Origin of the sequence: Bacillus sp. FSL R5-0585 (assembly GCF_038004545.1) — a bacterium.
Classification (GTDB): domain Bacteria; phylum Bacillota; class Bacilli; order Bacillales; family Bacillaceae_G; genus Bacillus_A; species Bacillus_A cereus.
This window is the reverse complement of sequence record NZ_JBBORJ010000001.1, coordinates 875,509-891,062: the sequence shown is the minus strand read 5'-3', so window position 1 is coordinate 891,062 and position 15,554 is coordinate 875,509. Positions and strand designations below refer to the sequence as shown.

Sequence of the window (15,554 nt, the reverse complement as noted above, 5' to 3'; positions counted from 1 at the left end):
CTTTATATGAAACGTTTCGATATATAAAGGAGGAATTATTATGTCAATGATAAAGGTCCAAGACTTAACTTTTTCATACCCAGGTAGCTTTGATAATATTTTTGAAAGTGTAAACTTCCAAATAGATACGGATTGGAAGCTAGGATTTATTGGTAGAAACGGACGAGGTAAAACGACATTCTTTAATTTATTGTTAGGGAATTATGAGTATAGCGGGAAAATCCTTGCTTCAGTAGAATTCAATTACTTCCCCTACTCTGTTTCAGATAAGAACAAATTCACTCATGAAATCCTTGAAGAAATTTGTCCCCAAGCCGCAGATTGGGAACTTCTACGTGAGATATCCTATTTAAATGTTGATGCTGAGGTCATGTACAGACCATTTAAAACATTATCAAATGGGGAACAAACAAAAGTGTTGCTTGCTGCACTGTTTTTAAATGCGGGTCAATTTCTATTAATTGATGAACCAACAAATCACTTAGATACAGATGCACGAAAGATAGTCTCCGATTATCTAAGGAAGAAAAAAGGATTTATTTTAATTTCACATGACAGAATCTTTTTAGATGGGTGCGTTGACCATATCCTATCTATTAATAGAGCAAATATTGAAGTTCAAAGTGGTAACTATTCTTCTTGGAAGTTAAATTTTGATAGACAGCAAGAACACGAGAAGGCTACAAATGAGCGTCTACAAAAAGACATAGGGCGATTAAAACAGTCTTCCAAACGTTCAGCAAGTTGGTCTCATGACGTGGAAGCTTCCAAAAATGGAACGAGGAATTCAGGCTCTAAGTTGGATAAGGGGTTTGTAGGACATAAAGCAGCCAAGATGATGAAAAGAGCAAAAAACCTTGAATCAAGGCAACAAAAAGCTATTGAGGAAAAATCAAAATTACTAAAAAATGTGGAGAAAACTGAATCATTAAAATTGGAACAACTACAATTTAAATCAAATGAATTGATTACTTTAGTTGACGTGTCCGTTAAGTACAATGATCAAATTGTGAATGAGCCGGTTAGCTTCATAGTTGAACAAGGTGACCGAATTGTACTTGATGGAACGAATGGGAGCGGAAAAAGTAGTATCCTAAAACTAATTCTAGGACATCCGATACAGCATACAGGCTTAGTTACTTTAGGTACAGGACTCATCATTTCCTATGTCCAACAAGATACTTCTCATTTGAAGGGATCGCTATCAGGCTTTATTGAAGAGCACAAGATTGATGAAACCTTATTTAAGTCCATCCTAAGTAAGATGGACTTTGACCGAATTCAATTTGAAAAAGATATATCTCATTATTCTGGTGGACAAAAGAAAAAACTGCTTATCGCTAAAAGTTTATGTGAAAAAGCTCATATATATATATGGGACGAACCACTAAATTTTATAGATATCTATTCCCGTATGCAGATTGAAGAACTTATTCAACAATTTAATCCCACAATGGTTATTGTTGAGCATGATAAAATATTTCAACAAACAGTTGCAACGAAAACTATATCTATGTAGCTCAAAACGAATACTTGAAAATATAATCATTAACTTGAGTCCTTGAATTATAAAAGCTTTAATGAATTGATAAAAAAAGCCTAATTTCTCTACAATACATTGAGAAATTAGGCTTTAAATAGTAATAATAGAATTCATAAACACTGAATAATTTACACATTAGGTTTATCTGTTAATGCAGTAACAATCCTGTCCACTAAGTCTTCGGGTAATCCATATTCCTTATTAACTACAGCCTGTATACTAGCAAAAGAACTTTCATTGTATTTTGATTGCCTTTTTCCTCTACTATCTTTCTCTTTATTTATGAAGTTTTCACGAGATTCATAGTTCATCTTATCTGGTTCTTTAGCAATAGATTGATTGGTGTAAATTATAAAGATACCTAACATCATAATTACACAAATGAAAATCCCTACTAATTTAAGTCTCATTATTCATTTCCTTCCTGCAACTCTTACTGTTTCTCGTTCATAATATCTCAACCATATCAAATTCATATTAATTTGAAGTAAAATTTTGTTCTTAACATATTTCTTAATAGAAAGACTGTATATCCTTCTATTTGTTTGACATCATTAAGATGCTCATAAATAGAAATAAATTCTATTCCTATATATAGATAAATAATCTAAAAATTTATATAATAAGATTAGAAGTGTAGCATATTATTATTATTATTGAAAGGTCTTGGTATAATGCTAGGCATTAATGTCAAAAAAACAAATGAAGAGTTAATTATTTCATGGCAATTGGCGGAGATTACAATTCCATTACGTGATGTGATTGAGGTTACCGAAGATGCTACCTATGCTGGTGTTGAAGAAGTAGATGTAATACGTATTGGAACAGCTTATGGGACAACAGACCGTATTTTAATTAAAACAGTAAAACAAAATTATGTATTGTTTACTACAAATAAAGTTGCTATTTTAAATGCCATTCACGCTTAAATATAGGAGTCTTCTTGGCTAAAATGATAAAAATAAGCACATCTTGTTATAAAAACAGATGTGCTTATTTTTTAGTTTTTATGCATTTTTACCTTTTAAGAAAATAACTCCACCAGCAATTAACAGTAATGCTCCTGCAGCCATAGAAATCCAACTTGTAAGATTAGTACCTGTTTGCGGTAACCATCCAATTTTAGATTGAACTTCTTTCTTAGATTGTGGTTGCTCTTTTGGTTGTTCTGTAGTTGGAGTATTTTTATCTTGATTCGGCTGTTCTGGTTTTGGTTGCGCTGGTTTTACTTCTTTAAATTTCACTGTTTGTCCCTTATCTTCAATTTCAGCGTGAATAGCTACTAATATATTATCTTGATACAGTTCTTCAAATACTACTACTTCTTTACCTTGTAATGCAGAAGCATTAAATGTGAAATCTAGTGTGATAGAACCATTTTTCTCTTTAGCAGTAAACTTAGATTCTACTGTTACTTCTTTACCATCAACTAATAATGGCTTGTTTGTTGCTTTATCCATTAGTTTGCCTTTTACAACGTACTCTTTACCCACGATTAAGTCTTTGTATTCCACTTTATCTTGGATTGTTACAGATTTAGAAGCATCTAACTCTTTAGAACCATCAGCTTTGTTTGTTGCTGCCGTTTTAATAAAAGGTTCTACAAATCGAACTGTTTGACCTACATCGTTAATGTCAGCATGAGTTGCAATTACTTGACCCTCATGTAATAAATCTTCAAACACGACTACTTCTCTTCCTTGCTGTTCAGCACCAACAAAAGTAAAGTCTAATGTTACAAACCCATTCTTTTCTTTTGCAGTAAACTTCGTTTCAGCTGTTACTTCTTTTCCATCAATTAATAATGGTTTGTTAATAGCTTTGTTCATTAGTTTACCTTTTACAGTGTACTCTTTACCTACAACTAAGTTAGTATACTCCACTTTGTCTTGAATAGTGATAGAATCCTTTGAATGAATCTCTTTTCCACCATCAGCTTTGTTTGTTGCTGTCGTTTTTACTGATGGCTTAACGAACTTAACTGTTTGACCTTTATCATTGATATCAGCATGTGTCGTAACAACTTTTCCGTCTTTCAGTAACTCTTCAAATACTACTACTTCTTTTTCTTCTAAACCAGTTGCATCAAATGTGAAGTCTAATGTAATAGAACCATTTGCTTCTTTTGGTGTAAACTTCGTTTCAGCAGTTACTTCTTTACCATTTACAACGAATGGTTTATTAGTCTTTTTATCCATTAATTTACCTTTTAAAGTGTACTCTTTACCTACTTGTAGGTCTTTGAATTCCACTTTATCTTGGATTGTTACAGACTTAGAAGTGTGCATTTCTTTTGTACCATCTTTTTTATCAGATGCTGTTGTTTTAATTGAAGGAATCTTTTCATCCTTGACAATGTGTTTAATGATTTGACCATTCTCTTTAATTTCAAAAGAGAACGTTTCTTCATTTAATACATAACCGTTTGGTGCAACAGTTTCTTTATATGTGTATTTTCCAAATGGTAACTTTTCAAATTTAGCGATACCTTTATCATCTGTTTTACCTTTTACTACTTCTTTTCCTGCTTCGTTATAAATCGTAAATTCTGCATTTGGAAGCTTGTTATTTCCATCAGCTACATCTACCTTTGTAATTTCTAGATCACCTTTGATAAGATGATTAACTGCCAATAGCTCAATAATCTTTCCATGTTCCTTTATTTCGAACACAATCCGTTCTTTAACAAGAACGTAACCATTTGGAGAAGCCTTTTCTACAAATGAATATTTACCATACGCTAAATCTTTGACGTTAATCTCACCATTTTTATCTGTCTTATATTCCCCAACTACTTTTCCACTTGCATCTTTTAGCTCGAATGCTGCACCTTCTAATTTTTTACTAATATCTTCATTATCTACTTTTAGTAATTTTACACTACCTTTCACTTCGGTATTTTCCACTGTAAAAGTAAGTGTTTTATTGTGCTCTTTAATTTCAAAAGGATACTTTGTTTTATTTCCAATATATCCATTAGGTGTTTTTGTCTCTAAGAAATAATATTTACCATACGTAAGACCTTCAACGTTTGCAATTCCATTTTCTTTTGTTACTACTTTTTTCACTTCTTTTCCATCTTCAGTGAAGACTGTGAATTCAACATTTGGTAAAATCTTTCCTGAATCACTAAGCTTTTTAATTTCGATGCTACCTTTTACTTTGTTATTTACTATTTGGACAGCTCCTGTTTCTCCTGTCTTAACTTCAATAGTTTGTGGTTTATCAGCTGAAACATAGCCTGTTGGTGCTTTAATTTCTTTTAATGTGTAAGTACCAATTGGTAAGTTGTTTAATTCTGCCATACCATCAGCACCAGTCGTGATTTTTCCGACTGATTCATTATTTGCATTAAAGACCTCAAATACTGCACCAGCTAAAACTTCTTCATTTTCTCCAACCTTTTTAATTTTTAAAGAACCAGCTGCTTCCCAATTTACTGCAAGATCACTACTAAGCTTTTCTTCATTTCTCTCTAATAGTACTGTAGCATTCTGAACAGTATCCGTACCACGGTAAGCAATTGCTTGAACTTTAGTTAAATTAGCAGCAACACTTAAATTAAATTCACCCGTTTTTGTATTCTTAGGAATTTGGATACGAAATTTTTCTCCAACTGAAAGCTGATCTTTCACTTCTCCACTTTCACTAACAATTCTAACTCCATTAGGTGCATTTTTCGCTACTACCTTATAAGAACCACTCTTAGCATTTGTTTGTACTGAATATAGATTTGTTTCGAAGAATTCACCCTTTAATTCTGCTTTTTGCTTTTCAGCAGGAATCACATTCATAAAAACATCTTGAGTCTCTTCACTATTATTAGCATTACTAATAATAGCCTTAGCTGCTTTTTCAACATTTTTATTCTCATGTTTTAATTCATTTACATCGAGTTGACCTAATGCATTCCAAACCGCAAGTTGCGTTGCATAATGCGCTTCATTTTTATTAGCTACTCCCAGCTGTTCAGCACTTTTTTGCGGGAAACCATTTAATAAGACTCTATATACTACATTATCTGTTTTCCCCATTTCAGGAAGATCTTCACCATTTGGTGATTTTAATCCAAGGGTTAAGCAATAAGCAATTTGACCACTTGAATTTTTAATCATTTCAGTGCGAATGTACTTACCTAGACTATTACTATAACTCCAGTCCATTGAATATTTCTCATGCGTCATAACCTCTGCACTAGCCCTAGGTAAAAATACATTAAGGAATAATGCCAGTACTGATAATAATGTAAAAACTCTTATAATGACTCTCTTACCCAATTTTGTAACCTCCCTAGAATAAATTAATCCGAGTATATATCGCAATATCTAAAACATTCACGATCGACCCAATTATCATTATAAAACAATAAATTACAAATATTAAATAATTTTAATAAAATAGTCAAAAAATTTACACATTTTATTATTTATCAAGTTTTTTAACGAATTTACTATATACAAATTCTAAAACACGCCTACAATTTAAAAGACAAATATGTATGTTAAATATATAAATAGCAATTCCTTTACTCCAGTTATTAAGCTTTCCCCTATTTAAAATAGCCTTTTCATTTTCTTGTTAACCTGAGTAATTTATATACCTCTTTTAATCTATTACACTCCTCCATTTAAATATAAAGGTGAGTTCTCGTTCAAATAATAAAGTGAAACTTTAATCTGCCCGATTCCCACCTAACTTCTTTGCTTTCATTGAATTTTTGGGCGGGAGTCTTACTCCCCAAAAATAGTGGGATATATTATGCAATATTGCATTTGATAATCATTTTCACTGTAACTATAATGATTACAGGGTTACTATTAATCCAATATTCTATATGGAGGTTTTATTATGTTTAAAAAAATTATTGTATCTTCTATGGCGCTTACTATGTTCGGTGGAGCTGCAACTATGCTAGAGGCACCTACTGCTCAAGCAGCTTCTTATAACTCAACGTCATCCTCTTACTTTGATGTCACTCCTGAAGAGGCCGTGGCTTTCTATCAATCTCAAGACTATAAAAAATTAAAAGTATTTTTGGATGACTTTGAAGCTAGAAACCCTTATACTCCAGGTGGAGGCTACGCTCAAGGGAGTGTACGTATGCAAAAATTCAACGATGCTCTTAGAGATGCCAAATTAACAAATGTCTACCAAGAATTTATTAGAATCTCATACTACAATCATTATCCAGAACCAAAATAATAACAACGGATTAAATGTTTATTATTTCTATAACTTAGCCTAATTTTAAATGTATAACCTAAAAATAATTACTAAAACCACTCATATAAGGGTGGTTTTTCTATTTCCCCATATAATTTAGCGGAATGTTACATCATCTTTATTTTAATATGTTTTATAGTAGACATTCTCTAGTTGACACAATCTAGTAGGTTAGCAATGGGAATATCAAAATATATTTATAATTATTTTCTGTTTAATAGCAAAAAACGAACACCCTCTCACAATTAGATAAGGTGCTCGTTTTCATTTTTATCGGTAATTCTCAATTCATTTTAGCTTCTTTCCAATAAGCAAAGATTAAATTAATTTAAAAACAAAGCGTTTTAAATTTAATTCATAGATCTTACTGAAACTTGGAATTGCCCCTTAGAACCATCATCATTTGAAACGTAAATTTTATATGTTCCATTCGGTAATGGAGATACAGCATTCCGTACATTTGTAACATTAATTTGTTGTTCTCCAGGTTTTATATAACCACCAACAATTAGCTCTGTATTTGGACCTTTTACACTATATCCCATTGTATTTTGACCATTATTTTTCATAGAGAAGCTTAAGTCAGCACTCCCATCATATACGAAAGAAGTTACAGCCTCGCCACTATAATCCATTGTTTGGGTTAATAATAAGTCTGCAGAAACATGTTCAACTACATGAATTGGATCGTTCGTTTTGTGTACTTCTTCAGCATAAGTATTATTCCCTAACACACCAAGTGTTAATGCTGAAACTACTCCACAACTAAGCACTAGTTTATTTAACTTCATTTTAAGTTCCCCCTTGATGTTTGTATTCTATTACCATCATACATCCTTTTTTAAGTGCGTTTTTATGTAATAATTCATATCTATAAACCTATATATTTTAACTTTCCGCCTTAATAGTTATTGAGAAAGCCACATAGATAAAGCTACAATATTACACTTCATAAAAAACATGTAAATTTTAAAATCTTTTTCTAACAAAGTTTTCTACGATTAAGTACCAAAATACTCAAATAAATAGCATTTCTATTTCAGATAAAATGTACTAATAAAATTTTTCTAAAATTTCACTTTGTAATTTGATATATTCCATGTTAATATAACGAAGGCTACAAAACAGGAGTCACCACGCATATCATTTTCACAGAATATTCATACTTAAAAAACCTTATTTTATCAGTAACTCAATCCCAATTTTACCTATACAAAAGTTAGTTTATAATTTCATATATACATAAATTTAAATAGATTTTTTATCTATTATTTTTTCTATTTTCCTTATCAATTTTAATACGAGTAATATAACAGCACTTTTCAAGTACCCTTCCTTTTTTAGATAAAAAGTCTACTAATACTAAACATCTATGTCCAACTCATACATAATTCTACTTACAAACTATCGGAGATGCAAAACTATGGGAATTTCTACTCTTTTATTAAATACCTTTATTATAATAATTTGTATCCTTAGCTATCACGTATTTTGGCTAGAGTTTAAAGAAAAAATAACATGTAATAATATGTTATTTTCTATCCTTTCCTCCATTGCTATTATTTTTTGTATGACTTTTCCTTTTCATTTACATGTGGGATTTATTTATGATTTACGTTTTATTCCTATAATATTAGTTTTTCTATATGGAAATACAAAAAACATTGTTTTTATAGGGATTTTATATCTTTCTTACCGGTTTTACTTAGGCGGAAATGGCGTTCTTCCATCATTTATTATCTTTACTATCATTTCTGTTATAACAATGCTCTTTCGTTACTTATTACCTATGTATTTTAAAGAAAAAAAGATATTATTAAGCTTACTTCTTATTTTAGTATGTACAGCTTCCCTTTCTATTTGCGGTATTGTAACTCAAATAAATACAGGAGGTAAAATAGACTCTACTCTCATAGAATTTTTATTAAATTATATAATCATTAATATTTTCACAGTATTATTATCAGTTTATTTTATAGAGGAAATGATTGAGAAATATAAAATGAAAGAAAAACTGCAACGGGCTGAAAAATTTTATATAGCTAGCGAACTAGCAGCGTCAATTGCACACGAAATCCACAATCCACTAACCACGGTACATGGATTCACTCAATTATTAAATGAAAAACATGCCTCTAAGCTATCTCAGGATCAATACTTAGAAATCATGTTAATTGAAATGCAGCAAATACAATCTACTATTAATAACTATTTATCTTTAACCAAACCACAGAATACCCTAAAAGAAAAAATAGATATTAATCACATTTTAAATCAGGTGAAAGATACTATTTCACCACTCGCTTTATCATACAAAGTTGAAATCAAACAAAATAGTACAGATTCCTTTTATATAAATGGGGACCCCGAAAAATTCAAACTCTGTCTAAACAACATCATCCAAAACGGAATTGAGGCTATGAAAAATGGTGGATTATTACAAATAAATATACAAAAAGTAAAAGGAAATATCATAATTGATATTATTGATTCAGGAATTGGGATGTCATCTCAACAAATAAAACGAATTGCTTTGCCATTCTATTCAACAACAGAAAAAGGAACTGGGCTTGGTACTATGATTGCTTATAGTATTATTAGAGAATTAAACGGAGATATAGAAATAGAGAGTGAATTAGGTAAAGGGACACGCTTTTCTATTAGTATCCCTTGCTAATGTGATAACAATTTTCTGTTTAGTTAATTACATAAATGAATTTTAAGAATCCCGCTAGCTAGCTTATTTATTAATTATCTTAAATTCATATGCGTTAATTAAATATAATAAGGATCAGAGCTTATCTATTGTTACAGATACACTCTGATCCTTTAGTTTAACTACATTAAACGCACTTAATATTTATAACTTTTCTTACATCGTGATGAAATACTAGTTCATCGATTTTATCTCATTTACTGATTAGATTTGTTTAATGTAAATATAATATCTCGCGATACTTAATTTGTTATTATCATTAGGTACATTTCCTGCAGTTGTTTTTTCATTAAAGTACAGACCTTGTGCCATTCATTGAAAAAGACAACTCCCTTTTTACTACTTCACTTCCACCGTATAATTCCCTGTTCCACCACCATACTGATACACATGTAAATAATACTTCCCTGGATACGTGTAGTAACTACCTACTAGTTTATTCCCTTGTTGCTGAGCATACGTAACATAATTATTTAAATCTGCTTCAGAATAAAGTACCCAGTTCATTCCGATATTATTTTCATTCGTTACGTTAATTTGAAGGTTTTTAGCATTCTCCACATTAATTTCAAAGAAGTCACTTGTATCGCCATTTCCTAAACTAGCACGTAAAACTTGATTTAACTGCAGTTTGTTTGCTGTTTGGAATGAGTTATTCGGTTCTTTTTCTACACTGTTATCTTCTTTCTTTTGAACAGTTACAGTCGCTGTAGCAGTATTAGTTGCTCCTTTATCGTCTGTTACTGTTAATTTAGCCGTATACGCTCCTTCTTTTGTATATACGTGAGTTGGATTTTGCTCATTACTTACTGCTCCATCACCAAACTCCCATTTATATGAAATAATTTTCCCATCTTCATCTTTTGATCCGTTGCTTGTAAATGAAATTGCTTCATTTACATTTCCACTATACGGACCGTTTATAACCGCAACTGGTGCTTTATTCTCTGCCCCTTCTTCCGTATCAATACCATGGAACACAACATCATATTCAAATTGTCCTGATGCATTCACGCGATAATTTACGAAGTATGCTGTTACTGTTTTATAGCCTGTCCATTCCTTTACACTTAAACGTTTTAACGTATCATTAACGTTTTGTGTAATTGTTTTCCAATCTTCATATTCTCCTTTTGCTGCAGTTCCTGTATATGTTCCTTGTAGTGTGAATGTATTAAAGAACTGTGATTTATTTTTCTTCACTGATACATTTTTCAATTTTGCTTCCGCTGTTATTTCTGCTGCAATATCTGAAACTGGCTTCGATGCATGATTCGCTAAATAATCGTCTGATACTAATGGCACATTATACTTCTCACGATTATCAACTAGCATTTGCATATAGTCTTGATATTCTTTATTTAAATTCGCATCTTTACTTAATGTAGAGCGATATGCATCATATGCTGTTACATCATTTTCCCTAATAAGATCATGTATTTTATCGAACATATCATATCTCTTATTGTACATATACGATTGTAAAGCAAAGGAATAATTATAGAAATCCCACGTTCCATACTTTGCATTTAACGTTCGCTCTGCCGTATAACGCTCTGCTGGATTTGAAGATAATCCTCCTATAATACTCTTTCTCGGTACAACATTATCCGTTCTCGTTGCCCCTGCAAAAAATTCAGCATTCCCTTCTTCAAACCAAGATAATCTTTCATTTTCATATATTTTCCCTTGTCCCCATAACCCTGGTACTTCATATCTACCTTGTAAATAATGCGTGAACTCGTGTCTGAATAATTCTTCTAGACTATAAATACTTTCTTCTGGCGTACGCTCATAAGTAAAGAACGTACCTGTTCCTTCTATATAAAGACCACCGTTATTCGTTTCATAACCGTACAATTGACGATTAAATTGATATTCTGCTGGGCTATTATAAATAACCATCGTTAGTACATCATCAGGATTTCCTTTTTCTAAAGGTTGATCACTTTCAACCGTACGATGGAATTGTGCCTTCACTTCTTTTGCCGCCCAATATAAACGTTTTACTTTTTCTTCTGTCACTTTATCTCCAGCTTTTAAAACAATTGCCCCATCATCAAACGTATACGTTTTTGGCAAATATTTTTTCTTTCCATCTTCTCTTATTTGATCTAAATTCACCACTTTACCATTTGCATCTTTTCCGCCATAATTCGTTGCGATTTGCTCAGCAGCTACGAAATATTGCTCCCCTAAATACGGATAAATTTTCATCGCATCTGTTACAACTTGTAACCCTTTCGTTCCTGTACTATGGAATGTACCGAGTCTACCTGTATAATAAATGCCATTATTAATAAGCCAACCGTTTTTTGCTGTAATCGTTCCCATTAATGCAAAACGACTTAGTTCATTAATATAACTATCTATTTTCTGATACCATACTGTATCTTTCGGTGCTTTCCTCGTATCGTACAAATACGATTGAATGTCGTAATCAACACCTTGCATAATATCGTAAATAGCATTTCCAGCTGAAAGATTATCTACTAATGTAGAAAAATTATCATTATATTGTTTAAAAATCTTTGCAGCTGATGTTATCGTTTCCACATCACTCGAAGCGTTTCCTATTAACTTTCCGTATGATGATACCACTCTATTTTGCTCTAATGTACCCAGCTTGAAATTTGAATTGTTAGCTATCGCTTTTAATGCAGGTAAGCATTTATCATGATAACTCCGTTCATTTAATTTACTAAGTTCCGAATTATAAAATCCTAAATAAAATCCTGAACGCAATACCTCCACTAATGTCTCAATCCCTTTTGAATCATCCTTCGTATAGGCTTGTCCTTGCTGCTTCAATTTATCAATAATCGCCTGCATCCTACTATCATTTTGATAGAATGCTAGACTGTCTGTATTAAACTGAAATAGCCCCGTAATTTGCTCCCAATCAATTGTTACAAGTAAATCTACTAACTGCTGATTGCTTAATTGATTTAATTCAGCAATTGTATAAGTTTTCGCTACAGCTAATTGCTTACTTTCTTTTTTCACCTCAGGTGGTCTTTGTGATAAATCGGCAAATTGTAGCCTTTTCTCAAAAGACTTGCTTTCGAGCACTTTCGATGAATGAGCTAATTCTTGTACTGGTAGTTGTACACCGACTGGCTCCATTTTGAGCACATTTCGATAAGAAACTTGCTCTCCCTTAGTATCTTCTGCCAAACTGCCCCCTTGAAAACTCCCTAACATTAAACTAGCAAAACTTACCCCTACTAACATTTTCTTTGAATAGCTTTTCATGCTCTCCCCTACCTTACATTTTTAGTGTCCCGCTCCATTATTTTACTATTTTTACTTTTTGTCCTGTATTGAGAAAAAATAAGGTAACGTTCACACATATATTCATTTCATGTAAAATTAACGCTTGACTTTCCGTGCATTTTAGATCAAAAAAAGATAGATAATAGCAAAATTTCTGCTACATCTATCCTCGTTTTCAACACTATGATTTTAACTTTATAAACGTAACTTCCGGTAATGTTTGCATATGCTGAATAAACTCATTCTTTTCTTCTGACGATATATTTTTCAGCTGCATTCCTACCTTATAAACAGTTTCTGTACCTTGCTGTGAAGCTTCCACCTCATATGAGAGTATTGGGATGCCTTTCACTTGTAGTGTTTCTAATATTTGTTGTATCGCTTCATGTTTATTTACAAACATTTGCACTGTTATATTTTGTGGAAATAGAAATTGCACCTTAAAAATACGACTTACAATTTCTAAACCAATTAAAACGAGAATTGTCGCTCCAATGCCTACTACATACATTCCCGCTCCAATTGCTAATCCTATACCGGCAGTAGCCCATAAACCAGCCGCGGTCGTTAATCCTTTCACCGCCTGCTTTTGAATAATAATTGTGCCTGCACCTAAAAAACCAACTCCACTAACGACTTGTGCTGCAATCCGACTTGGGTCTAGAGACGTATGCTCTTCATACACAATATCTGAAAAGGCATATTTCGAAACAACCATTATTAACGCACTTCCTACCGCTACGAGGAAATGAGTCTTTAATCCAGCTTCTTTCGATCGAATTTCTCTTTCAATACCAATCATTGCTCCTAACAAGCCAGCAACACCGATTCGTATAATAAAATCAAAATCTACACTCACGGGCACTTCCCCCTTTCATTCATTATAGATAGATAAAACAAAAATTATCACAAACATCCATTTATCACCATGAAAGAATACCACTAAAATACACTTAATACTCCGACTGTTTTATGTTAATATTTTAAATATTAACATAAAATAAATAACTCCTGATTTTAAACCTTCACTAATTTTCTAAAAAACCAAAGGTGGATTGCATGAAATTAGGTTGAGAAATTTTAGAAAACGCTTTCATTTTGTTTCATAATTTTTTATAAAAAATACATAAATAAAGGAGCTTACTAACAATGAACGTCTCGTTACTTACACCTACTACTGATTTACAAGAAGAATACTTAGATTTCTATAACGAATGGAAAGATAGCGGTGAAACAATGATCCCGTGGGTTATCTCAAAAAATCCTGCCAACTTCCCAGCTATGGTTCAAGAACTTCTCGATGCGCATAACGGAATAAATATCCCTGAAACTTGGGTACCAGACTCTACATATTGGCTTGTTACAGATGAAAATAAAATTGTGGGAGCTGTTAATATACGTCATAGTTTAACCGAACATTTATTTAACGCTGGCGGTCATATTGGTTATGGCATTCGCCCTTCTGAAAGAAGAAAAGGTTATGCTACGAAGTTACTAGCATTATCATTAGAAAAAACGAAGGAATTAGACATCACGAAAGTACTTGTCGTTTGCGACGCAGTGAATACCGCTTCTGAAAAAACGATTTTACATAACGGCGGGCTTCGTGATGATGATTTCACTGAGGAAGATGGGAATGTAGTAAGAAGATATTGGATTGAGCTATGAATGATCACAAATAAGCGAGAAAGTGATTATACACTTTCTCGCTTATTTTACACTGCTTCTATTTCAAACTGTACTGTAATACCACTTGGATCTACCACCACAAACCCATTTGTAGTTTCATTTATTTCATGTTGTTTTTCTATTAATCTTTCTTTCACTTCATCTAACGCTTCTTTATACGGTAGTACAATCGTATACACCTTTAGCCCAGTTGCATGTACTGGTGGGTGTGGATTGTTTACTCCGTTCCACGTATTTGCACCAATATGGTGATGATATCCCCCTGCTGAAATAAATAAGCAATCCTCTTCACGCTGTTGTACTTCAAAACCTACTGTTTCCACATAAAATTCATGTGATTTCTCTACATCAGCTATTCGTAAATGTACGTGCCCAACGACAGTATTAGCAGGCAAACCATCAAACTCATAATCAACGAGTGTTGCCAATTCTTTTAAATCAAGTGGTGTACTTCCTCCTGGCCCTTCTCCCCATTGATCACGCGGACGGTCTGCATAAATTTCAATACCATTCCCCTCTAAATCTTGCAAATAAAAAGCTTCGCTATATGTATGATCACTTGCACTATTAAACCTTGAAATTGGTAAAATTTCATTTGAATATGTATAACGCCCTTCTTGCTCATCCGGGCTGTCAATTACATTCTTATTACGAAGAACCCCAAATAGCGCAGAAGCAAAAGCTTCACGAGTCGGAACTAAAAAGGCTACATGATATATACCAGTCGTACGCGGTTCTTGCAGTACCCCGTCCTCTAACCTTTCAAGAACAAGTAACGCGTTCTTTCCACCTTTTCCAGATAAATATGCTTTATTCCCCTCTTGCTTAATTACCTCTAATCCTACAACATTCTCATAAAAAGCAATTTGACGCTCTAAATCTTTCACTTTAAATTCAACATGACCAATACGTGTTTTCGGATGAATTTTTACCATGAATAACTTCATCTCCTTATCCCTATATTTTCCCATTACATATAACCGTTACTATGAAGGATACAACTAAAATCATCCTATGTAAATAAGAAAAGTCAGAATTCACATACATTTTTATTTTCATAATAAAAAGCCATCTTTTCTAACTTTTAGAAAAGATGGCTTTTTAACT

Annotated in this window: 10 protein-coding genes and 1 pseudogene; 5 read left to right on the top strand and 6 right to left on the bottom strand. The window is 32.4% G+C overall.

The features are described from left to right. Positions 1-40 precede the first annotated feature (40 nt). Positions 41-1,519, top strand: a complete 1,479-nt coding sequence (locus MKY38_RS04695) for an Lsa family ABC-F type ribosomal protection protein (RefSeq protein ID WP_078384639.1) — start codon at positions 41-43, stop codon at positions 1,517-1,519. A 200-nt stretch (positions 1,520-1,719) separates the two neighbouring features. Here MKY38_RS04695 and MKY38_RS04690 read toward each other — a convergent pair. Then, positions 1,720-1,953 (bottom strand): annotated as a pseudogene (locus MKY38_RS04690) (hypothetical protein); the annotation flags it as partial. A 264-nt stretch (positions 1,954-2,217) separates the two neighbouring features. Between MKY38_RS04690 and MKY38_RS04685 the strand changes: the two are divergent. After that, positions 2,218-2,472: a SunI/YnzG family protein gene (locus tag MKY38_RS04685; RefSeq protein ID WP_000900695.1), complete on the top strand. Its 255-nt coding sequence runs from the start codon at positions 2,218-2,220 to the stop codon at positions 2,470-2,472. 78 nt (positions 2,473-2,550) lie between these two features. Here MKY38_RS04685 and MKY38_RS04680 read toward each other — a convergent pair whose 3' ends face one another. After that, positions 2,551-5,820 (bottom strand): VaFE repeat-containing surface-anchored protein, encoded by a 3,270-nt coding sequence (locus MKY38_RS04680; protein ID WP_341048215.1) that lies wholly within the window; start codon positions 5,818-5,820, stop codon positions 2,551-2,553. A 571-nt stretch (positions 5,821-6,391) separates the two neighbouring features. On the opposite strand from MKY38_RS04680, the gene MKY38_RS04675 reads away from it, so the two are divergent. Then, positions 6,392-6,745 carry a hypothetical protein gene (locus MKY38_RS04675; protein WP_000473483.1) on the top strand — a complete coding sequence of 118 codons (354 nt, stop codon included), beginning with the start codon at positions 6,392-6,394 and terminating at the stop codon, positions 6,743-6,745. 371 nt (positions 6,746-7,116) lie between these two features. On the opposite strand, the gene MKY38_RS04670 is transcribed toward MKY38_RS04675, so the two are convergent. Continuing rightward, positions 7,117-7,557, bottom strand: coding sequence for a hypothetical protein (locus MKY38_RS04670; RefSeq protein ID WP_000773520.1), 441 nt, complete (start codon positions 7,555-7,557; stop codon positions 7,117-7,119). Positions 7,558-8,189: 632 nt separating this feature from the next. Between MKY38_RS04670 and MKY38_RS04665 the strand changes: the two genes are divergently transcribed. Next, positions 8,190-9,443, top strand: a complete 1,254-nt coding sequence (locus MKY38_RS04665; RefSeq protein ID WP_000513016.1) for a sensor histidine kinase — start codon at positions 8,190-8,192, stop codon at positions 9,441-9,443. A gap of 378 nt (positions 9,444-9,821) precedes the next feature. On the opposite strand, the gene colA is transcribed toward MKY38_RS04665, so the two are convergent. Both colA and MKY38_RS04655 read right to left on the bottom strand, forming a co-directional pair. After that, positions 9,822-12,737 (bottom strand): collagenase ColA, encoded by a 2,916-nt coding sequence (colA, locus tag MKY38_RS04660; protein ID WP_069604595.1) that lies wholly within the window; start codon positions 12,735-12,737, stop codon positions 9,822-9,824. Positions 12,738-12,939: 202 nt separating this feature from the next. Continuing rightward, positions 12,940-13,617 carry an MgtC/SapB family protein gene (locus MKY38_RS04655; RefSeq protein WP_000109728.1) on the bottom strand — a complete coding sequence of 226 codons (678 nt, stop codon included), beginning with the start codon at positions 13,615-13,617 and terminating at the stop codon, positions 12,940-12,942. A gap of 290 nt (positions 13,618-13,907) precedes the next feature. On the opposite strand from MKY38_RS04655, the gene MKY38_RS04650 reads away from it, so the two are divergent. Further along, complete coding sequence (locus MKY38_RS04650) at positions 13,908-14,426, top strand: GNAT family N-acetyltransferase (protein WP_001103118.1); 519 nt, start codon at positions 13,908-13,910, stop codon at positions 14,424-14,426. A gap of 47 nt (positions 14,427-14,473) precedes the next feature. On the opposite strand, the gene MKY38_RS04645 is transcribed toward MKY38_RS04650, so the two are convergent. Further along, entirely contained in the window at positions 14,474-15,418 is a 945-nt protein-coding gene (locus tag MKY38_RS04645; RefSeq protein WP_002024552.1) for a VOC family protein, read from the bottom strand. Between the last annotated feature and the right edge of the window lie 136 nt (positions 15,419-15,554).